The sequence below is a fragment of the Blastococcus sp. SYSU DS0541 genome (assembly GCF_054050875.1).
This window is the reverse complement of the sequence record NZ_JBJHAD010000009.1, coordinates 19,609-43,376: the sequence shown is the minus strand read 5'-3', so window position 1 is coordinate 43,376 and position 23,768 is coordinate 19,609. Positions and strand designations below refer to the sequence as shown.

21 protein-coding genes and 1 pseudogene are annotated in these 23,768 nt (G+C 72.6%); 12 read left to right on the top strand and 10 right to left on the bottom strand.

Features of this window, described 5'->3' with window-relative positions:
* Window positions 1-60 precede the first annotated feature (60 nt).
* Window positions 61-3,471 carry an AAA domain-containing protein gene (locus ACI794_RS11635; protein WP_456616432.1) on the bottom strand — a complete coding sequence of 1,137 codons (3,411 nt, stop codon included), beginning with the start codon at window positions 3,469-3,471 and terminating at the stop codon, window positions 61-63.
* A 207-nt stretch (window positions 3,472-3,678) separates the two neighbouring features.
* Between ACI794_RS11635 and ACI794_RS11630 the strand changes: the two are divergent.
* The 3 genes and pseudogenes from ACI794_RS11630 to ACI794_RS11620 all read left to right on the top strand — a co-directional run.
* Window positions 3,679-4,553 (top strand): annotated as a pseudogene (locus tag ACI794_RS11630) (ABC1 kinase family protein); the annotation flags it as partial.
* Window positions 4,554-4,559: 6 nt separating this feature from the next.
* Window positions 4,560-4,940, top strand: a complete 381-nt coding sequence (locus ACI794_RS11625; protein ID WP_456616506.1) for a hypothetical protein — start codon at window positions 4,560-4,562, stop codon at window positions 4,938-4,940.
* A gap of 186 nt (window positions 4,941-5,126) precedes the next feature.
* Entirely contained in the window at window positions 5,127-5,747 is a 621-nt protein-coding gene (locus ACI794_RS11620) for a hypothetical protein (RefSeq protein WP_456616431.1), read from the top strand.
* Between the two features lie 74 nt (window positions 5,748-5,821).
* Here ACI794_RS11620 and ACI794_RS11615 read toward each other — a convergent pair whose 3' ends face one another.
* The gene (locus tag ACI794_RS11615) at window positions 5,822-6,013 is read right to left on the bottom strand and encodes a hypothetical protein (RefSeq protein WP_456616430.1); all 192 of its coding nucleotides are present in this window, start codon (window positions 6,011-6,013) and stop codon (window positions 5,822-5,824) included.
* A gap of 490 nt (window positions 6,014-6,503) precedes the next feature.
* Here ACI794_RS11615 and ACI794_RS11610 point away from each other — a divergent pair, with 490 nt between their 5' ends.
* Window positions 6,504-6,851, top strand: coding sequence for a VanZ family protein (locus ACI794_RS11610; RefSeq protein WP_456616429.1), 348 nt, complete (start codon window positions 6,504-6,506; stop codon window positions 6,849-6,851).
* A gap of 120 nt (window positions 6,852-6,971) precedes the next feature.
* On the opposite strand, the gene ACI794_RS11605 is transcribed toward ACI794_RS11610, so the two are convergent.
* The gene (locus tag ACI794_RS11605) at window positions 6,972-10,538 is read right to left on the bottom strand and encodes a TM0106 family RecB-like putative nuclease (RefSeq protein ID WP_456616428.1); all 3,567 of its coding nucleotides are present in this window, start codon (window positions 10,536-10,538) and stop codon (window positions 6,972-6,974) included.
* 141 nt (window positions 10,539-10,679) lie between these two features.
* Window positions 10,680-11,498 carry a DUF4839 domain-containing protein gene (locus ACI794_RS11600; RefSeq protein ID WP_456616427.1) on the bottom strand — a complete coding sequence of 273 codons (819 nt, stop codon included), beginning with the start codon at window positions 11,496-11,498 and terminating at the stop codon, window positions 10,680-10,682.
* Window positions 11,499-11,749: 251 nt separating this feature from the next.
* Here ACI794_RS11600 and ACI794_RS11595 point away from each other — a divergent pair, with 251 nt between their 5' ends.
* The gene (locus tag ACI794_RS11595; protein WP_456616426.1) at window positions 11,750-12,766 is read left to right on the top strand and encodes a patatin-like phospholipase family protein; all 1,017 of its coding nucleotides are present in this window, start codon (window positions 11,750-11,752) and stop codon (window positions 12,764-12,766) included.
* A gap of 87 nt (window positions 12,767-12,853) precedes the next feature.
* Here ACI794_RS11595 and ACI794_RS11590 read toward each other — a convergent pair whose 3' ends face one another.
* From ACI794_RS11590 to ACI794_RS11580, 3 genes are all read right to left on the bottom strand, one after another.
* Window positions 12,854-13,573 (bottom strand): alanyl-tRNA editing protein, encoded by a 720-nt coding sequence (locus tag ACI794_RS11590; RefSeq protein WP_456616425.1) that lies wholly within the window; start codon window positions 13,571-13,573, stop codon window positions 12,854-12,856.
* 110 nt (window positions 13,574-13,683) lie between these two features.
* The gene (locus ACI794_RS11585; RefSeq protein ID WP_456616424.1) at window positions 13,684-14,061 is read right to left on the bottom strand and encodes a YybH family protein; all 378 of its coding nucleotides are present in this window, start codon (window positions 14,059-14,061) and stop codon (window positions 13,684-13,686) included.
* A gap of 191 nt (window positions 14,062-14,252) precedes the next feature.
* Window positions 14,253-15,005, bottom strand: coding sequence for a hypothetical protein (locus ACI794_RS11580; protein WP_456616423.1), 753 nt, complete (start codon window positions 15,003-15,005; stop codon window positions 14,253-14,255).
* A gap of 117 nt (window positions 15,006-15,122) precedes the next feature.
* On the opposite strand from ACI794_RS11580, the gene ACI794_RS11575 reads away from it, so the two are divergent.
* The 4 genes from ACI794_RS11575 (at window position 15,123) to ACI794_RS11560 (ending at window position 18,019) form a co-directional block, all read left to right on the top strand.
* Window positions 15,123-16,445, top strand: coding sequence for an ABC1 kinase family protein (locus ACI794_RS11575; protein ID WP_456616422.1), 1,323 nt, complete (start codon window positions 15,123-15,125; stop codon window positions 16,443-16,445).
* A 257-nt stretch (window positions 16,446-16,702) separates the two neighbouring features.
* Window positions 16,703-17,326, top strand: a complete 624-nt coding sequence (locus ACI794_RS11570) for an antibiotic biosynthesis monooxygenase (protein WP_456616421.1) — start codon at window positions 16,703-16,705, stop codon at window positions 17,324-17,326.
* A 202-nt stretch (window positions 17,327-17,528) separates the two neighbouring features.
* Window positions 17,529-17,762: a hypothetical protein gene (locus tag ACI794_RS11565; protein WP_456616420.1), complete on the top strand. Its 234-nt coding sequence runs from the start codon at window positions 17,529-17,531 to the stop codon at window positions 17,760-17,762.
* Window positions 17,763-17,812: 50 nt separating this feature from the next.
* Window positions 17,813-18,019 carry a 2-hydroxymuconate tautomerase gene (locus ACI794_RS11560; RefSeq protein ID WP_306001666.1) on the top strand — a complete coding sequence of 69 codons (207 nt, stop codon included), beginning with the start codon at window positions 17,813-17,815 and terminating at the stop codon, window positions 18,017-18,019.
* A 21-nt stretch (window positions 18,020-18,040) separates the two neighbouring features.
* Here ACI794_RS11560 and ACI794_RS11555 read toward each other — a convergent pair whose 3' ends face one another.
* Window positions 18,041-18,427 carry a hypothetical protein gene (locus ACI794_RS11555; protein WP_456579863.1) on the bottom strand — a complete coding sequence of 129 codons (387 nt, stop codon included), beginning with the start codon at window positions 18,425-18,427 and terminating at the stop codon, window positions 18,041-18,043.
* 147 nt (window positions 18,428-18,574) lie between these two features.
* Here ACI794_RS11555 and ACI794_RS11550 point away from each other — a divergent pair, with 147 nt between their 5' ends.
* The 3 genes from ACI794_RS11550 to ACI794_RS11540 all read left to right on the top strand — a co-directional run bounded on the left by ACI794_RS11550 (window position 18,575) and on the right by ACI794_RS11540 (window position 21,636).
* Window positions 18,575-19,375: an alpha/beta fold hydrolase gene (locus tag ACI794_RS11550; protein WP_456616419.1), complete on the top strand. Its 801-nt coding sequence runs from the start codon at window positions 18,575-18,577 to the stop codon at window positions 19,373-19,375.
* Window positions 19,376-19,383: 8 nt separating this feature from the next.
* Window positions 19,384-20,271, top strand: coding sequence for an alpha/beta fold hydrolase (locus ACI794_RS11545; protein ID WP_456603729.1), 888 nt, complete (start codon window positions 19,384-19,386; stop codon window positions 20,269-20,271).
* Window positions 20,272-20,391: 120 nt separating this feature from the next.
* A complete protein-coding gene (locus ACI794_RS11540; protein WP_456616418.1) occupies window positions 20,392-21,636 on the top strand; it encodes an MFS transporter in 1,245 nt (414 codons plus the stop codon).
* 60 nt (window positions 21,637-21,696) lie between these two features.
* On the opposite strand, the gene ACI794_RS11535 is transcribed toward ACI794_RS11540, so the two are convergent.
* Window positions 21,697-22,638: a hypothetical protein gene (locus tag ACI794_RS11535; protein WP_456616417.1), complete on the bottom strand. Its 942-nt coding sequence runs from the start codon at window positions 22,636-22,638 to the stop codon at window positions 21,697-21,699.
* A gap of 87 nt (window positions 22,639-22,725) precedes the next feature.
* Entirely contained in the window at window positions 22,726-23,643 is a 918-nt protein-coding gene (locus tag ACI794_RS11530; protein ID WP_456616416.1) for a hypothetical protein, read from the bottom strand.
* Window positions 23,644-23,768 lie beyond the last annotated feature (125 nt).

Here is a 23,768-nt window from a genome sequence, read left to right as displayed (position 1 = left end):
GCTGTAGTCCTGGACGGTAGTCGCCGAAGCGGCGCCGGATGATGTCGGCTGACGTGAGGCTCATCGGTCGGCCGTCCTAAGCTCGCAGTCATCCGGATGGGACTCGATGTACGTGAGCACCCTCTTCAGGGCTCCAGTCGTTCCCCTGATGAAGCCCGCGTCCCCCACGATGGTGAGACCGAACCGTGCGCGGGAGAGCGCCACGTTGATGCGTCGCCAATAGTCGGGCCCGATGAACCCGAGTTCGGCCCTGGCATTGCTCCTCGTCACCGAGAAGATGGCCACATCCGACTCGCGGCCCTGCACGGCATCGACGCTCATGACGGTGACCCTGAGGTGCCGGAGCCGATCTCGACGAGGCGCGAGTTGCTGTTCTAAGTCGGCAACCTGGGCGACGTACGGCGCGACGACAAGCACATCCAGTTGCTTGCTGCCCTCCGGCAGGCGAACGACGTTGTGGTCTATCGCGCCGTTCAGAACCTCGAGCCGATCGATCACGATGCGGGCTTCGGCGCGGTTAGCGTAGCTCTTGCCCTTGCCCTGAGGAGCCGCCTCTCGGCGGGCGTCGGCATGGGCAGAGGTGTCGAGCCAAAGGACGGGCTTGCCGTACCCAAGGGCGTAGCCCTCGAGCCCGCCCTCGTTTGGCGACCGCAACTGCTCCTCGTAGAAGCAGGTCGAGATCATGTCGCCGATTGGGCGAATCATGCGGTACTGCTGATTTAGCATGACCTGGGAGTGCTCGGGGAGCCGGTCGGTTAGCCGCTGAAACAGCGTTTGCTTGACATCCTCGGGGAGCAGCTGATGGTCATTCATCAGCTCCTTGTTTCGCAGGAGATCCTCGTCGATGGGCGGCAACTGGTTCGTGTCACCGACCACGACCCACCGCTTGGCCCGCGAGACAGGAACTAAAGCTTCGGTTAGCGTGGCTCGGGACGCCTCGTCGACGATGCATAGATCGATTTCTAGGTGGCGCACCGCTGGGTGCCTGAGGTAGCCGATACAGGTTCCCGCGATGACGCTCGTCTGGTTGAGGAATACGGTCGAAAGCGCTGAATCGGAGGCAATCCGCTGCAGCCACTCACCCTGCAGCTTCAGGCGAGTGAGCAGCTTCTGAGCATCCGTACTCTCCCCGATGAGGGCGTCCACCGCAGCGAGCGCGTCCTTAGCGGTCATCTCCGCGGAGAGCGTGAGGTCACCCCCCAACTCTGCCTGCGCCTCCGACAACAGCTCGTCGCGAAGGTCCGCTAGTGCATCCACCTTTTCCTGCACAGAAGTGGAAGATGTCGGTTCTGCCAGCGATGTCGCAATCTCGGACGGCCGGTCTTCTTCCTCCTCTGGACGCGCATTTTGCAGGTAGTTGAGTTGCGTCAGTGTCGCGGAAAGCTGCTGAAGGGCGAGTGCCGCTCGCAGGTGTGCCGGCGTCAGCCCGGCCTGGTTCGCCCGAGCCCCAAGGTGACTCTCGGCGTTCTTACGCACAGTGCGCGCCCAACGCCTCATCTGAGCATCGAGCAGAAGGTGCCGAACGGATTCATCGACGCGTTTGGGGTCGGCGCTCGCCAGTCTGACCATGCTGGCCCGTCCGCCGTCGGCCAGGCGCTGGAGGGCATTGTCTACAGCCACGTTGGTCTGGGATGCGATGAGTACGCGGGCCTCCGAGTTACTACTGAGGGTCTGCTCGACGAGCTCCGCTATGAAGCTCGTCTTCCCCGTCCCCGGTGGTCCCTGGACAACATAGATGTCCGGCGAGCCCAGCGCAGTCTCGATCGCCGCGCGCTTACGGTCGTCGAGGTCGCGGTTCCACTCGGAGATCGAGACGGGTCTGGGCTCGGTATTGCGGGCGGGGTCGAGGAGTAGCTCTCGCAGATCTGGGCGAGCTGACTTGTCGCGCTGTACATCATCGACGGCTTGTCGCTGCCGGTTGAGGGCCGCTTCGTCAGGTCCAAGGTGCGGATCGAGGACGGCGCGATCCGGCAGGCCCTCCCACCTTCGCGAACTGAGGATGACGACTCGATCGATGTCGTGGTCGATCACCTCGCCCCACCCGAACTTGCGATCAGTTGCCTGATCCCTCACTCGCCACTCGGTGCCGACCAAGTCGTGGTCGACCGCGGACTCAAGCGTGAAGGTGGCCTCACGGCCGCGGGCCTGCCACTTCCGATACGGGAGGGGCTTCTTCTCGCCCCGGGCGAGTTCCTCGCGGGCGTTGAGTATTCGACGCCAAGTGTCGAAGAGTTCGTCCCCGTCCCGCTCGTCGCTGCCGGTCTCGTCCGCCCGGCCCTGGGCTTCGTAGAAGGCATCGATAGTGTCGATCAGGGTCGCGACGCCGGCCTTAGCGAGGGCCCCGTTCGGAGGTCGGTTGAACGTCCATTCGAAGACCTTCGGCAACAACAGCGCCCGACGGCGGTGGTTCTCGAGCTGGTCGAATTCCAATTCGGCAGCCTTGATGATGACGGCGCCGCTCTCATCGGACTTTAGGGTAAAGCTCCACGCCTCGCCGTCGACCCGAATGCTGTCGCGCTGCCGTTCGCCTGACTGTGGGTCGTTGAAGAACGAAGCGTAGACGTCGCCGGACAGGTCAGCCTGCGCCCTGCCCGTCGCCTCCTGCCGCGCCTCGTCATTCCCGCCGAGCGATCGCACTGCCGACTTGGTGAGGCGCAGCCAAACGGGGTTTTGTACGACCCGCTGCTGGGCCTGGCGCCGCTGCTGGATGGCTCTCAGGGCGCCGAGGAGGTCGCCTGCATTTTTCGGGCGGTCGTCCGGCTGCGTGGCGATGCAGGCACCGAGCAGGCGCCGGACGTCGGGGGGCACCGGGATAGACCCCAAGGCGCGCTCGACACCGGTGAGGTCCTTGAGCTGCTCCCTGGTCATGCACTGAATGAGAAGCACGCCCATCGAATAGACGTCCCGTACGTATCGGATGTCCGCATTGAGTTCGGGCGGCGCGTAGGGCTTGGAGTGCCAGGCTGCGACTGTTTCGGCGGTCGTCTGCTCTTCCCCTCGGATCTTGGCGATCCCGAAGTCGGCGAGCATCGGGACCCCCGTGTCGGAGATGAGCACGTTCTGAGGCTTGATGTCCCTGTGCTCGATCTGCTTCAGGTGGGTGTAGGCCAGGGCGTCGACGAGCGGCACTGCAACGTCGGTGGCGAGGCGGTCCCAGGACTCCCACGGACCCGACTCTTTCAGCACGTCGTCGAGGTTGCGCTCCACCCAGTCCAGGACAAGGAAGTAGGTGTCCGTGGCGTCGATGCCGGCCGTGCGGCAGCGAACGATGTTGGGGTGCGACAGGTTCTGGAGCGTCTTGGCTTCGTTGTTGAAGACCTTGCGCGTCACGTCGTCGGACTGGCCTGACAAGAGCTTGACGGCAACGAAGGATTCGTCGCGATCATCGATGGCCTTGCGTACGACGGAGAACGTCCCGCCACGGCGCTCCACCTTCAGGAGCATGTAGTGGTCGCCGATGACGTCTGGCACGCCCCGTCCCCCTTGCGTCGAGTCTGCGTTGATCGAGCCCTATGGGAACACAGAGGAACGACACAGTCCGCGAATTGGCGCGATGTCTTCGGGAACCGCGCAGAAGGTTGGGCACCCCGCCGACGCGGATGGGCGGGGCGGCGCATCGACCGCATCTGCGCGGAGCTCGTACTGCATCGCGACGTCTCAGGCCCTCCCCTGGTAGCCATGCCCGGTCGGGACGAGGGGACGCCGGCGCGGGGCCGCCTCGCCCGGACGGCCCGTCTCGCCGCACTGCCGGCCGCCTATGCCGGCCGCACCGCCCTCGGCCTCGGCAAGCGCCTCGGTGGCCGCCCCGCCGAACTCGTCGCGGAGCAGGTGCAGCAGCGCACCGCCGAGCAGCTGTTCGCCACCCTCGGCCATCTCAAGGGCGGCGCCATGAAGATGGGCCAGGCGCTCTCCGCCATGGAGGCCGCCCTCCCCGAGCAGCTGGCCGGCCCCTACCGCGAGACGCTCGTCCGGCTGCAGGAGGCGGCGCCGCCCATGCCGGCCGCCCGCGTCCACGAGCAACTAGAGGCGTCGTTCGGTCCGCACTGGCGCGAGCGCTTCCGCGACTTCGACGACCGGCCCGCCGCGGCCGCCAGCATCGGCCAGGTGCACCGCGCCACCTGGTCCGACGGCACGCCGGCGGCCGTCAAAGTCCAGTACCCGGGCGCCGCCGAGGCGCTGGTCGCCGACCTCGGCATGCTGCAGGGGCTCTCCCCGATCGTGAAAGCCGCGGCCCCGCACCTCGACGTCCGCCAGCTCTTCACCGAACCGCGCGCACGGTTCGTCGAGGAGGTCGACTACGCCCGCGAAGCCGCGGCCAGCCCGCCTTCGCCGACGCCTACCGCGGCGACCCCGACGTCCTCGTGCCCGAAGTGCTGGCCGTCGAGGGCGAGGTGCTGGTCACCGAGTGGATCGACGGCACTCCCCTGTCGCGCGTCATCGCCTCCGGCTCCCAGGACGACCGCGACCGCTGCGGCGAGGTCCTCGTGCACCTCTTCACCTCCGGCCCGGCGCGGGTCCGGCGGCTGCACGGGGATCCGCACCCCGGCAACTTTCGGTTGATGGACGACGGCCGGCTCGGCGTCCTCGACTTCGGGTCGAACCAGCCCATGCCGCGCGGCTGGCCGCCCCGGTTTGGCCCGCTGCTCGCCGCCGGGCGGGACGGCGACGCCGCGGAACTGCACCGCATCGCCGCCTCGGCCCACCTGCTGCGACCGGACGACGTCTCACCAACCGCCCTGCTCACGCTCCTCGACCCCTACCTGCAGCCGCTGCGCAGTGAGCGGTACACGTTCACCCGCGGCTGGCTGCAGGAGCAGACCCGGCGAGCCTCCGACCCGCTCGGCGCCGCCCAGCGCACCAGCGGAAGCTGTCGATCCCCCCGCGCCACCTGCTCCTGCAGCGGGTGGCCGCCGGGCTGGTCGGCGTCCTCTGCTCGCTGAACGCCACCGTCGCGGTGGACGCCGAGCTGAGGCGGTGGCTCCCGGGCTACTGAGCGGCACAGGGCACGACCGGCCAGCACCGCGCCATGGCGTCCCGATGCCTGTTCCTCGGGCGCCGACGCGAGCACCATCGGGAGGGCGGCGACGCCGCCGGGGCGTCGCCCGCCATCCCGAGAGGAGGGCGGCATGTACGCCCGATCCACCACCGTCCACGCCGACCCGCAGCGGATCGACGACGGCATCACCTACGTGCGCGACGAGATCATGCCCGCCGTCCAGAGCATGCCCGGGTGCATGGGCCTGTCCATGCTCTGCGACCGCGACTCCGGCCGGTGCATCGTCACCACCAGCTGGGACTCCGAGGAGTCGATGAGCGCCAGCAGGGACGCGGTCATGCCCATGCGCGAGCGGGCCACCGAGGTGATGGGAGGCAGCTTCGAGGTCCAGGAGTGGGAGATTTCCCTCCTGCACCGCGCCCACCAGGCACCCGAGGGCGCCTGCTGCCGCGTCACCTGGACCCGCGGCGACCCCGCCCGCATGGACGAGGCCACCGAGACCTTCCGCACCGGTCTCATTCCGCGCCTCGACGACATCCCGGGCTTCTGCAGCGTCAGCATGATGGGCGACCGGCAGACCGGCATGGGGGTCCTGACCGCAACCTACGACGACCGTGCGGCTCTGGAGAACTCCGCCCAGACCGTGCGCGGGATGCGTGAACAGTTCACCCAGCAGCTGGGTGCGGAGGTCATGGAGGTGGCCGAGTTCGAGCTGGCAATCCACCACCTGCGCGTCCCCGAGATGGCCTGAGGGACGACGGCCGGCGCGGCACCGACCGCGCCGGCCTCGGGCCGGGCGCCCGCCGCCGCCGTGCTGCGCGGAGATCAGCCCCCGGTGCGCGTGACGGGCACACCCGGCCAGCCCGGGCCCGGCCGGAAGACCTGACGGCGGGACGGCGCCGGCTCGGCCAGCGGCGGTACGACCCGCAGCGTCGGCTCCCGGCGCTGCTCGACCCGGCGCGGCAGGTTCTCGCGGCACCACCGCTCGCAGTCGGCCAGCAGATTGCCGGTGGACATCGCGCGGAGCATCCCGCTGGACGGCAGACCGGACAACGCTGTGCAGCTCCCTACGCGAGGACGACGAACTTCGACGTCCTCACCGGGTCGGCGGCGTCGTCACCCGGGCACGGCAGAACCGCGGTCGCGGAGGACCGGGTACTGCCGCAAGCGCGCCGGAAGACGGGGAAGGACGCACGATCGACCGTAGGTGCCGACGGGGCGGGAACCCGGGAGCCGGACGACGGCGCGCCCTCGCTCAACTCGCCGCACGCCTCGTCGACCACATCTGCGCCGGGCGCTCCGGCTGCATCGCGACGTCCCACGGGATCGCGCCGTCGGCGTCGTCGGACGGTCAGGATCCTGCGTGTGATCAGCACCGTGCTCGCCGAGCACCGATGGCTCGAGCCGACGGCGTTCCTCGTCCTCCTCATCGGCGCACCGGTGGCCGCCCGGTGGCTGGCCAACCGCCCGCAATCGGCCCCGGTGGCTGGCGGCAGCTGCCGTCGCGGTGGCGGCCGGCCTCACCCTCTGGCCCGACGACCGGAGGGCGTTCTCCTTCTGCGAGGTGGCCTGGAGCGTTCCGACCTTTTTCCGCGGCGACGTCGCCAACGTCATCCTGTTCCTGGCCCCGGTCGTGCTCCTCGCCACCGCGACCCGACGACCCGTCCTGGTCGCCGCGGTGGCAATTGCCGTGTCGGCCGGCGTGGAGCTGCTGCAGGCCCTCGCACCAGGCCTGGGCCGGTCGTGCTCGACCAACGACTGGCTCGCCAACACCATCGGCGCCGTCCTCGGGGCTGCCCTGGCCTGGGCCGGACTTCGTCTCGCCAGAAGGACCTTCGCACCAACGGCCCGGTGATTGCCCTGGCCGAGTGCCTGCTTCCCTCCTCCCCGAGCGAGCGGCGTGCGCCGTGACGGTGCAGGTGCGCCGGACGACGACCGGCAACGCGAGACACACCACCTCGTCTCGTTGCCGGGCTCAGCTGTCGACGACGGCCTTCCGAGCACTCACCGCTCGCGCGAAGCGGCTGGCCAGCTTCAGGTGCTCCGGCTGCGACACCGGCGGGAACACCGCGTCCGGGTGTGCCACGACGATCGCCATCAGCCGCGCCCGCGACAGCGCCACGTTGATCCGGTTGATCTCGTAGAGGAACGGCACGTCACCCGGCTTCTCCGCCGGCCGTCCCTGCGCGAACACCACGACGTGCCCCTCGCGCCCCTGGAACTTGTCCACCGTCCCCACCCGGTCGCTGCCGCCCAGCGCCGCCCGGATCCGGTTCACGTGGGCGTTGTGCGGCGCCACCACCAGCACGTCGTCGAACGTCAGCCGCTGGGCGCAGCCATCGACCGTCACCGAGGCCCGCCGCACCAGCTCCCCCACCAGCGATGCGACCAGCGCCGCCTGCGCCTCCTCGGCCGCATCGGTCGGCAGCCACACGACCCCCGGCCGAAGCGGGATCCGGTGGCCGCCGATGACGACGTCCGGCCCCGAGATGTCCCGCGCCGCCGCGGTCTCATGCGCCTGCAGCGCGCCGTCGTACGCCAGCGCGCCCACGACCTCGCATACCGCCGGGTGCATCCGCCGGGAGACGTCGAGGAACACCCCGGCCTCCGCCGGCAGCACCGCCCTCCCCCGCGCCAGGTGCTCCAGCAGCGACACCCGCACCGCCTCGCTGTGGCTGGCCTGGATCGGCGACGCCAGCTGCTGCGGGTCCCCCAGTGCCACCACCCGCGGCGACGCCTGCGCCACCGCCACCGCATCGGCCAGCGACAGCTGGCCGGCCTCGTCCACCACCAGCAGGTGCAGCACACCCGCCAGATCGGGCCGGGCCCACCCGAACTTGGTCGCCCCCACCACCGCCGGCCGCCCGGCCGAGCGGTGGCCGTCCAGCCGCGGCCGCAGCTCCCTGCTCCCACCGGAGATCGGCGCGACACCCGCACCGGTCACCTGGTCACCCGACCCGACGTGCCCGACGGCCAGGTCCAGCCCGCGCTCGGCCGCCAGCGCCGCGACGCCCTCCAGCAGGTGGTCGATCACCTTGTGCGAGTTGGCCACCACGCCGATCGCGGCCGAGCCCCCGGTCGCCGCCACCCGCGCCACCTCGTCGAGCACCAGCCGCGCCGCGAGCCACGTCTTCCCCGTGCCGGGCGGACCCTGCACGGGCAGCACCCCGGCGGTCATCTCCCCCAGCAGCCGGCGCGCCCGCTCCGCCGCCTCCTCCCCCGCCCGCAGCGCCATCCGCGCCGCCGCCAGCGGAGCGGCGCGGTCGAGCAGGCGCAGACCGGTCACCGCCGCAGCCGGCGGGTCGGCCACCAACGCCGCCTCTCCCAGCCGCACGAGCGACTCCCACACGGCGTCCGGGTCGTAGAACGGCGCCGCGACCAGCGGCCCGAGCTCGGCCGGCACCTGCCCCTTCTTGAAGGAGAACCAGCCGGTCTTCGGGTCGTGGTCGAGCAGCCGCACCGCGAGCGGCTTGCGGTCCTGCCCCGCCGGCACGACCTCCACCACGTCGGCGCCGGCCCGCAGCTTCCACGCTCCCGAAGTTGCCCGGCACTCGCGCAGCAGCGCCTCGTTCTTCCGTCCGGTCACCGGCGGGTGCACCCTCTCCAGCACCACGTCGACCAGGCACGACTCGTGCTCGGTGCCGCGCCGGATCCGCGTCTCCTCGACCGGGGCGCCGTTGAGCTCGGCGAAGTCCCGCGACACCTCGGGCGCCGGCTCGGAGGTGGCGCCGTCGTGGTCGGCCGCCCAGTCCTGCAGCCGCAGGAAGTCCTGGTAGGCGACGACGAACTCCCGCCGGTGCCACTCGAGCATCTCGGCCAGCATCCCCGTGCCGGCCGCCGACAACCCCGACGGCAGGTCCCCCACCGCAGCCGCGGAAAGCAGCCGCTGCTGCAGCTCCTCGGTGCGGGCCGCGCGCTGCAGCACCGAGTCCGGCGGCGTGTAGTCGTCCTCCGGCTCGTCCAGCAGGTCGTCCTCGGAGAGATCGGCGGCCAGCGCGCGCAGCCACAGGTGCACCGCGCGGGTCGCCTTCACGTCGTGCTCGTTGTAGGCGCGGATGCCCTCGAGCAGCGCCGCCCGGGCGTCGCCGTCCTCCACCGCCAGGTAGGCCTCGTAGGCCTTGATGCTGTCGTCGGCCTTGCCGACCGCGGCCGCCGCAGCGGTGCGGTCGTAGCCGGCCAGCTTCTCCACGATCTTCAGCGAGGTGCTGCCGTCCTGGGTGCGCAGGCCGGCCTCGACGCGGCGGTAGAGGTCGTCGAACCGGGTGGCGACGAAGTGCTCGACCTCGGCGACCAGGCGCTCGCGCTCCGCGGCATCCGGCCAGGCGGCGGCGATCCGCTCCAGCGAGGTGACCTCGTAGGAGTTGTAGTGGTAGACCCGCCAGTCGCCGCCGAGCGCCTCCCGGCGGCGCAGCTCGTCGAGGAACCAGCGGCACGCCGCCCGCTCCCCCTCCACGTCGTGCGCCCAGCGGTGGAAGTAGGCGCCGTCGACGTCGCAGTAGGCCCAGAGGTAGTCCAGCGTCGGGATCGCGGCGTACGGGTCGCCCTCGAGGTCGAAGTAGACGTCGAGCGGGTGCGGCTCCGGCGTTCCGGCGATCCCGGTGACCCGCGGCTGGGGCCGCACGAGCACGACGTCGTCCGCCCCTGCCTGTGCCGCCGCCTGGGCGCGCAGCCGCTCGAAGGTCACCACGCCGATGTCCTGCGGCCGGTCGTCGTCCGACGCCGCCGCCAGCGCCTGCACCGTCGAGATGCCGCACTCCCTCAGCAGCGCGCGCTGCCGGCGGGAGAGCCGGTGCACGTGCCGCAGGTCGTCGGGGCCCCACTCGTCCTCACAGCGCTCGGCCCACCGGCACAGCCCGCAGGCGTCGACCGGGTCGGCCAGCGTCTCGACCGGATCGCGGTGGAAGGCGAGGAACCGCTCCCGCAGCTCCTCCAGGTACGGGACGGCGTCGTCGTACGCCCAGGTGAACTCCTCGCCGGTGCCCAGCCAGACGACCAGCCGCGGCGGAGGGCAGCCCTGCAGGCTCTCCAGCATCGAGCCGTAGTGGGCCATCTGCACCAGCGCGTTGGCCGAGGGCTTGCGCGCGAGCTTGGTGTCGCGCACCTCGTAGGCGTGGTCGCCGAACCGGCTGGGCACGCCGTCGACCCGCACCAGGAAGTCGGCGTAGCCGAACCACGGCTCATCGAACAGCGCGGCCTGGTAGACGACGTCCACGCCGTCGCGCAGCGCCTGCTCGGTCGCGCGCGCGGCCTCGATCAGCCCGTTCACCCCGGATGGCCGCGGGATCTCCACGACCTCCAGCCCGGAGGCCACCAGCCGGTTCCGCATTGCGCGCTCGTGCTCGTCACCACGGACGTTCGCCGGCTCAGGGAAGTCCGCACCGGAGGCGATCGCCGCCGCACGCGCCTGCGATCGCGCGGCGAGCCACGCGGCGAGTGCGGCATCGCTGAGCGCCAACGCGTCCAGTCGGGAGGCGTGCGCGCAGCCGTGCCAGGTGAGCAGGTCCGTCGCCGAGTAGCGCATCCCGCCGTCGACCTGCTTCATCGATCCTCCGTCGTCCCTGAGCCGTGGAGCGTCCGCGGCCTCGGTGCAGATCAGACCGGACGGTAGTGACACGTTTTCGATCCGTATCACCCGGTCGGGCGACGGCGACGAGCCCACCCCCTGGTCACCGCAATGACCCGATCACCTCACTTCGGTGCGGACCGGCTCGAGGAGGAACAGCTCCTGGGTGCTGTTGTAGTCGCCGACGCGGGCGACGATGTGGAGGTTGTTGCCGACGCCGATGGTGTCCGGGACGTTCGGGCCGGTGAGTTGCAGGTCGTTCGTGATGTTGACGTCCCGGAACTGGAAGTTCGGCCCCGGGGAGGCGGCCTCGCTGCTGTAGTCCCCAGAGAGGATCAGCAGGTCGTACCTGGTCGTGTAGCTGCCATGAGGATTCAGGTAGGCGATGTTCCCGTCGAACTCGATGGTCCGGCCCCGGTACTTCGCCGCGAACTCACTGACCGCAGGCGCGTTGGGTTGGGTCAGGGCCAGCAGCGCTGCCAGGTCCGCGTTGTTCTCGACCGTCAGGGTCTCGTCAGTGGCGGAAGTTGTGGGGACGGGAGTCGTGGGGGCGGAAGTCGTGGGGGCGGCCGAGCTGGGCACTGCCGGCACCTGAGTGGGGTCCGCACCCACCTCGGCGTCGGTCGCCGACGCCGAAGGCTGGGACGAGGTGCCACCCTGCGTCCCCAGAACGATGCCGACAACGACGCCGGCCAACAGGACCAAGACGGCCGACACGGCGAGCAACTGCGCCTTCGGCTGCAGGCCGCGGAAGGCCGCAAGGGCGACCGTGCCGAAGGTCTTCGGCTTGATGCGACGGAAGGTCAGCTCCGTCCGCAGCACTCCCTGGTCCCGGCGATCAACCTCCCAGCCGTCCTTCTCCCACTTGGCGATCGCCTTGGCCTCGGTGCCGCGCAGCGCCTGCACGGACGTGAACTCGTATTGCGCGTCGTCAGCCACGGCCGGGACCGTAAGCGCGCAGACCGACGCAGCGCGGACGCCGCTCGGGCCGTTCAGCGCCACATTCCCCTCCCGGGACACGGCAGTAGCAGCATCCGCCTGCTCCCCAGAGGCGCAATGGGTTCGTCCTCGACGTCCCACCGTGCGCATTGATGCTGGCGGCACGCCGGGGCGGCCGAGTCTGACCGCGGCACCGCGCTGTCCACCCTGCCGTACAGCGGGAATCCCAGGGGACGGCCCTACGGTGGGGCATGACCTCGCCGGAACCCCTGCCGGCCGACCTGGTGCTCGAGGGCGGCGGCGTCAAGGGCATCGCGCTCACGGGCGCCGCCGTCGAGCTGCTGGGCCGGTACCGGTTCGAGCGGGTCGCCGGCTCCTCGGCGGGCGCCGTGCTGGCCGCATTCCTCGCCGCCGGGCTCTCCGCCGACGGGATCCGGGCGGCGGCGGCCCGGCTGGAGTACGACCGCATCCCGGACTCCTGGGCGCCGGTGCCCCTGCTGGCGCCGGCGGCCGGGCTGCTGCTCCGGTCGGGCCTGCACCCGGGCCGCTACATCACCGAGTGGGTGCGCCGGGAGCTGGCCGACCTCGGCATCGTCACCTTCGGGGACCTGCGCCGCGAGGACCCCGGCGACGACCCCGCGCTGGAACCGTGGCAGCGCTACCGGCTGGTGGTGACGGCGACCGACGTCACCCGCGGCCGGCTGCTGCGCCTGCCGTGGGACTACCGCGAGTTCGGCCTGGATCCCGACCGCCAGCCGGTGGCCGAGGCCGTCCGTGCGTCGCTGGCGATCCCCTACTTCTTCGCCCCCCGGAGCCTGCGGGACCCGCGCACGGGGCGGCGGTCGACCCTGGTGGACGGCGGGGTGCTGTCCAACTTCCCGATCGAGATCTTCGACCGCACCGACGCGGCCACACCGCGCTGGCCGACCTTCGGCGTGGGCGTGGGTGACACGCTCGCCGACGAGGACGTCTCGGTGTTCGGCGGCCGGCACCTGTTGCCGCCGCTGCGGCTGCTGGACTCGCTGGTCGCCACCACGGTGACGGGGCGGGACCGCACCTACCTGGCCTCCCCCTGCGTGCGCCGCCGGGCCTTCTCGATCGGCACCATCGGCACCGGCCTCACGGAGTTCGACATCGACGCCGTCGAGCGGGCCCGGCTGATCGCGTCCGGCGAACGGGCCGCGCGCGAGTTCCTGGCCCGCTGGGACTGGGGCACCTACCTGCGCGAGTGCCGCGGCGTCGCCCTCCCCCCGGCGCCGCCGGCGTAGCAGTCCCGCGAGAACAGGTCACGGGCGCGACCACGGCGCCGAGGGCGGCGGTCTGGGTCACCGGCGGACCCGAGCGGAAGCCCTGCGTCAGACGATCCGGATCCGCAGCCGCCGGAAGCCCCGGCCCTTGTTCTCCATCTTGGTCACCTCGACCCGACCCACCATCGACGTCGAAGCGACGTGCGTGCCACCGTCCGCCTGGGTGTCCAGACCCACGATGTCGACGATCCGCACCGTCTCGATGCCGGGCGGCAGCAGGTTGGTCGCCGTCCGGATGATGTCCGGGATCGCGAACGCCTCCTCGCGCGGCAGCACCGACACCTGGATCGGCCGGTCCTTCTCGATCTCCGCGTTCACCGCGGCAGCCACCCGGTCCTTGAAGTCGGCGGGGACCTCGGCCAGGTCGAAGTCCATCCGTGCCGACAGCGGCTCCATGTTGCCGCCGGTCACCAGTGCCCCGAAGTCGCGGAACACCACGCCGCACAGCACGTGCAGCCCCGAGTGCGTGCGCATCAGCGCCGTCCGCCGCTCGTCGTCCAGCGCCCCGCGGACCGCGGTCCCCACCGGGGGCAGTGGATCCTCCGGAGCGGGGATCAGGTAGAGCTCGTCGCCCTTGCGGGTCCCGACGATCCGCGTGCGCACCCCGCCCCACAGCAGCACGCCTTCGTCCGGCGGCTGCCCGCCGCCGCCCGGGTAGAACGCCGACCGGTCCAGCACGATGCCCTGCTCGGGGTCGCTCGCCAGGACGGCGGCGTCCCAGGAGCGCACCGACGCATCGTCCAGATCGAGGCGGTGGGTGTGCAGCACGCCGCTCATCGTGCCCGACCCGGACGGACCCTCGCCGCACCATCCGCAGGATCGGGCGCCGTCCGCGCTCGGCGAGCTCCGACGACCCCCGGCAGTGGGCGGCTCGAGCGCTACGACTGCTGCGCCGGGGAGTCGGAGTTCCAGATGTCGAGGCCCATGCGCCACCCACCGTCGGGCTGCCGGCGATGGACGACGACGTAGCTGCCGTTGTCGACGACGTCGGCACCCACACGCATCTCGTACTGCCCCTCCTCGACCGCGAGGTCGTCCCTCTCGTCGAGCGACACGGTCTTCAGGACGGCGCCGGTGACCCCCATCTCCAGGACGCCTGCCCAGAACTGCTCGATCCCCTCGCCGGTGACCACCGGCGAGCCCGGCGGCATGATCTTGGCGTCCGGCGCGTAGACCGACGCGATCAGCGCGGCGTCCCCGGTCTCCACCCCCTTCATGAACTTGGCGTTCCCGGCATCGATGTCACTCCGGCTCATGGCCTCCCCCTCGCATCCGAGGACAGCAGCGTCGCGACGGCGGGGCGGCCCGGTCAACGCATGCGGAGGTCGTGACACGCCGGCATGGGGCCTGCGAGCGCTGCGCGCCCCCGCGGTGACCGGGCGTCCGGACGGCGTGCGTACCCGGCCGGTGACCCGCCCCTCAGCCTGCAGACGCGCCTCGGCCAGGATCAGGCCGCGTCGAGCCGGTAGAGCGCGGTGTGGTGCACCTGCAGCACCGGCTCGTCGCCGGCCAGCACCAGCGCGTCGTAGCGGACCTCGTCGTGGCGTCCACGCCGGCCCACGTCGGTGACCCGCCCGTGCGCGGTCAGCTCCACCGGCAACCGGGCGGCGCCGAGGAAGCGGCAGTCGCTGGACGTGTGGATCCACGGCCCCAGGGCGACGTTCTGCATGAGCAGCTCGTTGACCAGCCGCAGCAGCAGCCCGGGATGGACCAAGCCCTCCTGCCGGTACAGCTCCAGGGGCTCGCCGATCGCATCCAGGTACCAGTCGTTGCGCTCCGCGGTGCCGGCCTCGGAGACGCTGCCCATCGGACCGACGACCGGGTCGGTCAGGAGCTCGCGCGGCGCGGGCACCGGGGCGTACCCGGCGAGATCAGGGCGGTCCGCGCCGAGCCCGGCCGAGCCGACGCACCGCACCTCCCCGGACGGGCCGCTCACCGTGAGCCGGCCGTCCGCCGGGTCGACCAGCAGCTCGTCGCCGTCGTAGGTGGGCCGCCGGAAGCGCAGGTCGATCCGGCCCCGGGAGAGCCACTCGGCTCCCCAGGCCGCCACCAGCGGCGTCGTCGTGCGGGCGAACAGCTCGACGCCGGGGACCAGCGCCCCGGCGAAGCCGTACCGCCGCGCGATGTCGTCCTCGTGGATCTTGTTGGTCGACTCCTCGACGACGTGGGCCACGAAGCGGTGCGGTTCAGGAGCGGTCACATCGCCGGATGCTGCCGTGAAGGTCCGCCCACGTCGACACGGAGCCCGCTGCGGCGGCGCGACGCGTTCAGCAGCCGAGGCGGCTCCGGGACCACCGCCCGGCGCTACCGTCCCTCCGTGGACCCCGACCCGACGGAGGGCCGGCCGCCGCCCAGCCGCCTGGGCCGCATGGCCCGCCTTGCCGCGCTCCCTGCCGCGCACGCGGGGCGCACCGCCGTCGGGCTGGGAAAGCGGATCGGGGGGCGTCCCGCCGAGGCGGTCGCAGCGCAGGTGCAGCAACGCACCGCGGCGCAGCTGTTCGCCACGCTCGGGCAGCTCAAGGGCGGCGCCATGAAGGTCGGCCAGGCGATGTCGGCGATGGAGGCCGCGTTGCCCGAGCAGCTGGTCGGCCCCTACCGCGAGGCACTGGTCCGGCTGCAGGAGGCGGCACCGCCCATGCCGACGGCGATGGTCCACGCTCAGCTCGACCGCGCCTTCCCCGGCGGCTGGGAACGACACCTGCGCGACTTCGACGACCGGCACGTCGCGGCGGCCAGCGTCGGCCAGGTGCACCGCGCGACCTGGTCCGACGGCACCCCGGTCGCGGTGAAGATCCAGTACCCGGGCGCCGGCGAGGCGCTGGTCGCCGACCTCGGCATGCTGCAACCCCTGGCCCCGGTGATCCACACAGCCATGCCCGGCCTCGACGCCCGGGAGCTGATCGCCGAGCTGCGGACCCGCCTTGTCGAGGAGCTCGACTACGCCCGCGAGGCCGACAACCAGACCGCCTTCGCCGCCGCCTACCGCGACGACCCCGACATCGCCGTTCCCGAGGTGCTCGCCGCCGAGGACGTCGTGCTGGTCACCCGCTGGCTCGACGGGACCCCTCTGTCGCAGGTGATCGCCACCGGCACCCAGGACGACCGCGACCGCGCCGGGCTGCTCCTGGTACGCCTGCTCCTCTCCGCCCCCGTCCGCGCCCGCCGGCTCCACGGCGACCCCCACCCCGGCAACTTCCGGCTGCTGCCCGACGGACGGCTCGGCGTCCTCGACTTCGGCGCCACCGAGCCGCTGCCGACCGGCTGGCCGTCCCGGCTCGGCCCGCTGCTGGCCGCCGGCCGCGACCGGGACACGCCGGCGCTGCACCGCATCGCCACCGACGCCGGCCTGCTGCAGCCGGCCAGGGTCGACCCGGCCGCGCTGATGGCGCTGCTCGATCCCTATCTCGAGCCGCTGCGCGCGTCCGAGTACCGCTTCACGCGTAGCTGGCTGCAGGAGCAGACCAGGCGGGCCTCCGATCCGCTCACCAGCGCCGCCCGCACCCAGCGCCGGCTGAGCATCCCCGCTCGCCATCTGCTGCTCCAACGAGTCACCACGGGCCTCGTGGGCGTGCTGTGCTCGCTGGGCGCCACGGTTTCCGTGGACGAGGAGGCTCGGCGGTGGCTGCCGGGGTACGACTGAGCCGAACAGATATGCGCCGGGCGCTCGGACTGCGTGCCGTTCACTGCGCTGACCACCTGTCCGCCTGCTCCAGCCGCGCCTCGCAGGCCGGGCCGTCGACGAAGGCCACCGGTAAGGGGGCAAGCGCTCGGCATCCTCGAAGCGAGCCAGGACACTGCCCGCGCTCGCTCCAGTTGACAGCGGTCGGCGCTTGGGCACTATGACCTGGGGCGACGCCGTCGGGGCGCCGCGCGCCTGTCCCCGGAAGGGAGGGCGTCATGCACGCCCGATCCACCACGATCACCGCCGACCCGAACCGCATCGACGCCGGCATCGCCGACGTCCGCGACAACGTCATGTCCGCCGTGAGCGGCATGGACGGCTACGTCGGGCTCTCGATGCTGTGCGACCGCGACTCCGGCCGCTGCATCGTCACCACGGCCTGGGAGAACGAGGAGGCGATGGCCGCGACCCGCGAGGCGGTCCTCCGGATGCGCGAGCAGGCGACGGAGCAGTTCGGCGCGGAAGCGCCCGAGGTGCGCGAGTGGGAGATCGCCGCGATGCACCGGCTGCACCCCGCGGGTGACAACTCCTGCGCCCGGGTCACCTGGTCCCGCGTCGACCCGGCCAGAATCGACAAGGTCCTCGACGTCTTCCGCACCGACCTCATCCCGCGGATGGACGAGATGCCCGGCTTCTGCAGCCTCAGCCTGATGCTCGACCGGCAGACCGGCGACAACTCCCTCACCGCCGTCTACACCGACCGCCGCGCCCTGGAGGCGACCCGCCAGCGAGCCATGTACATCCGCGACGAGTTCCGCCGGGCATTGCGCATGTCGGCCACGGACGTGGCCGAGTTCGACGTCGTCCTGCACCACCTGCGCGTCCCCGAGTTGGTCTGACCCGCACCGGACCGCACCTCTATCGGTGACCGTCCACCGTCCGCGTGCGACGCACGGTGTCGCCGCGGCGAGAACGCATCCACGGTGGCGACGTCGGGGCCGCGAGCCTTCCCGGAGGTGATCGTCCACCCGGAGCAGGACGCCGCCTGCCCGTAGGGCACCACCGGTCATGCAGTCCCGGCCGCCCGCCGATGAGGCAGCCATGACCAGTCGACATGTCGGTCCTGCGGAAGCGGCGCACGCGGCGGCGGCCAGCGCCATCCAGGAGCTCTACGACGAGGCGCTCCGCCACCTCGACGAATTGGCTCGCTCCCTGGAGTCAGCCGCCCCGGCGGCGCAGGAGGCCGGCGAGCCGCAGGAGCCCCACACCGATGCGGTTCACCCGACCCTGGAGCTCCCCCGCCGGCTGCTCTCGCCGGTGGCCGACGCGGCCTGACCGCACCGCGCCGAGTGGTCGTCCGCGGCCGGCTGGGTTAGGGATGCCTCATGCCCTTCATCCAGATCACCATGATCGCCGGCCGCACCGAGGAGCAGAAGCGCGACCTGCTCGCCGCGGTCAGCCAGGCCACGACCGACAGCATCGGCGCTCCGCCGGAGACGGTGCGGGCCTGGATCGTCGAGGTGCCGCCCACCGACATCGCGGTCGCCGGCGAGACGCATGCCGATCGCCGCGCGAAGGCCGACCAGACCTGAGGTGCCGGACGCCGGGGTGCCTCAGTCGTCCAGCGAGCGGATCCACAGCGCTGCCGCGCCGTAGGCCAGCGAGCTGACGACGGCGCGCGTGGTGGTCCGGCCGCCGGCCTTCCCCGCGGTCGCCAGCGCGGTCAGCGTGTCGAGCGCGTTCATCGCCGCGACCGCCATCAGCCCGCGGTCGACCTCCTCGTCGGTCTTCGCGGTCAGCGCCAGGGCGGAGACCACGAGCGCGCGGCTGCCGAAGAGCCGCTGCAGCTGCAGCCCCGACGGCGTCACCGGGACGCCGTAGCCGTTCGCCACCTTGCGCGGCGCCAGGACGCTGATCGCCCCGAACGCGACCCCCACCGCACCCAGCGCCTGCGCCATCGACTTCTTCGACGTCTCCGCCGCGGTCTTCTTCTTGGCCATCGTCAACTCCCGGAACGAAGAGGGACGGCGTGCGCTCACCGCCACCGGCCACTCAACCAGCGGCGTCTCCGACCCGCAGCGCGAGCGACCCCGCCCGCGGCTAGCGTCCGAGCCATGACCGTCCGGCCGACCCGCGACCGGTAGACCGTGCCCGTCGAGCTGCAGCACCGCGCCACCCGCTGGGGCGCCATGCGCAGCCGGTTGGCCGGCACCCCGCGGCCGGGCGTCCCCGAGGTCGTCGTCGTCCACGGGCTGGCGGTGGCCGACTACCTGGAGCCCGCCGTCCGCGAGCTCGGCACCTGGACCCGCGCCCATTTGGTCGAGCTGCCCGGCTTCTCCGGCAGCGCCGACCCGCCGCGGCCCATGGACGTCGCCGACCACGCCGACGCCGTCGTCGAGTGGCTGGCCGCGAGTGAGATGACCGACGTCGTCCTCGTCGGGCACTCCAGCGGCACCCAGGTCGCCGCGCACGTCGCCGTCCGGGACCCCGACCGGGTGAGGGCGCTGGTCCTCGCCAGCCCGACCATCGACCCCGCCTACCGCAGCATGCGCCGGGTCCTGCTCGCCTGGCGCCGCAACCACGAACTCGAGCCGCCGGAGCTCGACGTCGCCCACACCCCCGACCGCCGGCGCGCCGGGCTGCGCCGGGTCAGGCACGCCCTCGCCGTCCACCTCCGCGACCGACTCGAGGACACCGTCGAGCGCGTCCCCCAGCCGGTGCTCGTCCTGCACGGCGACCGCGACCGCCTCTGCACCGAGGCCTGGGCTCGCGAGCTCAGCGAGCGGGCCAGGGACGGCCGATTCCGCAGCGTCCCCGGCGCGCACAGCTTCGTCTGGACGGCGCCGCACGCCTGGTCCACCCCGATCGCCGAGCTCGCCGGCGTCCCGACGATTGACCCCCAGCGACCCGGCCGCCACGATGACCCGACCGCCGACCGAGAACCGTGAGGGACACCATGAGCAGCACGGAGACGATCCAGATCCCCCACCTCGGTGGCTCGACCATCGGTCACCGGTTCGGCAAGGCCTACGACCCGTCGCTCCCGACGCTCGTGATGGTCAACTCCTTCACCACCTCCGTCGAGCTGTACCGGCCGCAGTTCGCCGACGAGCAGCTCTCCGCCACCGCCAACCTGCTCGCGATCGAGCCCTACGGGCACGGGCAGACCCGCGCCACCTACCGGCAGTACACCTACTGGGACACCGCCATCGCCGGGCTGCAGGTGCTCGACGCGCTCGGCATCCCCGACGCGTTCGTCCTGGGCACCTCGCAGGGCGGCTGGATCGCCGCCCGCATGGCGATGCTGGCCCCCGACCGGATCAAGGGCATCGTCCCGCTCGGCACCTCGATGGACTTCGAGAGCGAGCGCAGCCGCGAGCTGGGCTGCTGGAACGGCGTCGAGTTCTGCACCCCCGCCATCGACGCCCTCGCCCAGCCCGTCGGCGACGACTGGGTCGTCCCGACCGAGCTCGTCGACGCCACCCTCGCCGAGGGCATGGGCGACGACGTCCCGGACGACGAGCGCGCCTTCTGGCACGAGACCCACCAGCAGAACTACACCGGCGACGCCGGGCGCGAGCGGCTCCGGATCAGCAGCATCAACCTGCGCGACCGGGACGGCCTGCACGGCCGGCTGGACAGCGTCCGGTGCCCCGTCCTGTGGATGCACGGCACGGCCGACCGGGTCTACTCCGTGGAGAACGCCGTGGACGAGATCAAGCTGTTCGTCGACAGCGCCCACGCCGAGCTCCGCGTCGTCGACGGCGGCCAGCACTTCCTCAGCGCCACCCACCCCGAGGTCGTGAACCCCGCGACGGTCGAGTTCATCGACCGCTGGAAGTAGCGGCGTCGGCGGGTCACCGCGCTAGGCTCGCGGGCGTTCCGAACGTCCGTGTGTAACTACCTGCTGCCGGCCCCGCCGGCGGATCAAGGCGGCACGCCCCGATCCGCAGCAGCAGAGGTCATGTTCCGCACGCGCCCCACCGACTCCGCGGTCATCCGCTCCGCCGGTCTGTCCTACTTCCCGCTCGCGTTCGTCGCGCGGCTCCCCTTCGCGATGATGATCGTCGGGGTCCTCACCCTGGTCGTCGCCGAGCGCGGCTCGGTCACCCTCGGCGGGCTCAACTCCGCCGTCGCCGGCATCGGCACCGCGTTCGCCGGCCCGCTCCTCGGTGCCGCGGCCGACCGGTTCGGCCAGCGCCGCGTGCTCGTCCCCGTGAGCCTGGTCCACGCGGCCCTGCTCGGCGCCTTCCCGCTGGTCGTCGCGAGCACCGCCGCCGACGCCGCCGTCCTCGCGCTCTCGGTGCTGATCGGCATGTCCGCCCCGCAGGTCGCCCCCATGTCCCGCACCCGCCTGATGGCGGTCATCCGCCGCTCGGTGCAGCGCGACCGCCGCCGGCGGGCGCTGGACGGCACCATGGCCTACGAGTCCGCCGCCGACGAGATGGTCTTCATCGTCGGACCGTTCCTCGTGGGGCTGCTGGCCACCGCGATCGCCCCGTGGGTCGCCATCGCCGGCGCCGCCGCCCTCACCCTCGTGTTCGTCACCGCCTTCGCGCTGCACCCCACCGGCCGGCTCCAGCCCGGCGCCCAGCACGGCAGGGCAGACCGGGCCCCCGCCCGCGAGCTGGCCCGCTTGCCGCTGCTCACCGTCGTCGCCGGCACCCTGGGCGTCGGCCTCTTCTTCGGCGCCACCCTCACCTCGCTCACCGGCTTCCTGGCCGCGGACGACGGCAGCGGCGAGCGGGCCGGCCTGCTCTACGGCGTCATGGGCATCGGGTCGGCCGTGCTGGCGCTGGGCACCGCGGCGCTCCCCCGGCGCTTCTCCCTGCGGGCGCGCTGGGCCACCTTCGGCACCCTGCTGCTCGCCGGCGCGATCCTCTACGCGACCGCGCGTTCGGTGCCGGCGCTCGTCGTCGCCCTCGCCGTCCTCGGCTGCGGGATCGGGCCGACGCTGGTCACCCTCTACAGCGTCGGCGCGCTGCTCAGCCCGGCCGGCCGCTCGGCCACCACCATGACGATGCTCAACTCCGCGGTCGTCGTCGGGCAGGCGCTCGCGGCCGCGGTGACCGGCGCCTTCGTCGACCGGCTCGGCGTGGGGACGGCGCTCGCCGCACCGGCGGTGGCCGCCGCGCTCGTGGTCGCCGCCGGCCTCACGCACCGCGCGCCCCGGACGCGCGTCGCGGAACGCGAGCTCGTGCCCGCCTGAACCCGGGCGCAGCCCGACGGGCCCGACCACCCGTGGGTGGCCGGGCCCGCCGTCCCGGCATCAGCTGCGGACGGCGACCCGGCGGCGGCTGAGCAGCGTCAGTCCGATACCGAGGGCGACGGCCAGCAGCCCGGCGAACAGCGCCGGGTAGGCGGCGCTGCCGGTGTAGGCCAGCGCCGAGTCGCTACCGGCGGCAGCGCCGGCGGTCTTCGTTCCGGCGCTGTCCCCCTCGCCCGTCGACACCGTGGTGCTCGCAGGAACCACGCCCGGGTGAGCGGCCGGCGGACCGGACGCCGGCTGGACGGGCGCCGCCGGCGCGACCGGGGTGCCCGGCGAGACCGGACCGGTGCAGGTGGTGCCGGTTCCACCCAGGACCGCGACGCCGATCCCGCACACGCTCACGGGCGCATCGACGCCGACGACCGGGTCGGTGCCGTCCGTCGAACCACCCGCGGCCGGAACCGGGGCGGCGCAGTCCGCGGCGGCGTCACCCAGCACGCCGACGGCGGTACCGCACACGGTGACCGGGACGTCGGCATCCACGAGGGAGGCACCGGCGTCGGGCTGTGCCGCCGGGGCGGCACCGGGCGAGGAACCACCGGCGGTGGCGTCGCCCAGCACCCCGACGGCGTTGCCGGTCACGGTCACCGGCACGTCGGCGTCGACCACCGAGCCGGAGGACCCGCCGGCCGCCGGAGCGGCCGCGGGCTGAGCTGCATCCACCCCGGCGACGTCGGCGGCGTTCCCGCCGATGCTGATCGGCACCTCGACCGCCAGGCCGCCGAGGTCGACGCCCACCGTGCCCTCGAGCACCGGCAGGTCGATCTCGGCCGGCGTGTTCCCGGGCGCGGTGCCCAGCACCGCCACTGCGTTGTCGGTGACGGTGACCGGGACGGTCACCGCGACCGCGTTCTCGTCGGCGGACGCGAGGCCCGTGCCGGCGGCCAGCAGACCGCCGGTGAGCAGGGCCGTCTGCAGCCCGCGCTTCATCCACACGTTCATGAGCGATGTCCTTCTCTCTGACTGAGGGACCGGTCCGTCGGACCGGGTGGGATGGCCGCGGTCAGCGCGGGGCTGACCAGGGCGCCCTCAGTCGGGGGCGAAGGAAGGGTCGAGCGCGCGGTCGGCTGCCGTGCCGCGTGCGCCGTCGGCCGCGGCGGGCAGCGCGGCGGGGTCGACGAGACCGGCGGCCGGCGGCTGGTCCGCCGCCGGCTGGTCCGGGGACGACGGCCCGGAGGCCGCCGCCGGTGCCGGTGCGCCGGACGGCAGAGCCGGTCCGGGCACCGGCACGTGGTTCCCGCCGGGGACAGGGGCGGGAACGGCGGTGACGGCGTCGTCCACGTGCTCGGCGACGCCGACCCGAGCGGCCGGAGCGCGCCCGGCGATCGAGGGATCGGAGCTGGTCGGGACGGCGGACCCCGGACTCGTCGAGGAGGCGGCAGACGCCCCCACGACGGGCGATCCGGTGATCACCCCTGCGGCGACCGGCGCACCGGCCGCACGCGCGGGTTCCACGACCTCACGGATCACGGGCGCCAGCACCGGCGAGACCGCGGTGCTCACCGGCTCCAGCACCGGGGAGACGGAGTCGACCACCGGCGCGAGAGCAGTGATCACCGGCGCGGTGACCGGCTCGACCGCACGGAGGACGGGCACGACCACGGTTCTCCCGACCGGCGCCGGCACGTCCGTCACCGGCGCGGTGCTCCGGACGACCGGCGCCATGGCCTCGGCCGCCGGCGCCACGGTGGCGTCGACGACGGGCGCCACGACCGGTGCGACCGGAGAAGCGACCGGCGCCGGCAGGCTGCCGGCTCCATCCGCGATGTCCTGCACCGGGGCGGTCAGCGGAGCGAGTGGCGACGGCGGCGAGTCATCCGCGGCCGCCGACGCCGTCGCCGACCCCGCCACCCAGAGCCCGACGCCGAGGCCCACCAGCAGCAACGTGCGCCGGCCCAGGGGCGGGCCCCACGGCCGGCGGAGGGCGGCGGTCACACGCATGGCCATGCCGCCCCCCAACCGTCGGTGATCGATGTCTCACAGCCAGTCAAGACCTCGGTGCGCAGAGCCGCTATCCGAATCGTGTCGCTCGATGGGGTGACGGCACCAGCCACCCCTCGCGTGCGTGAGCA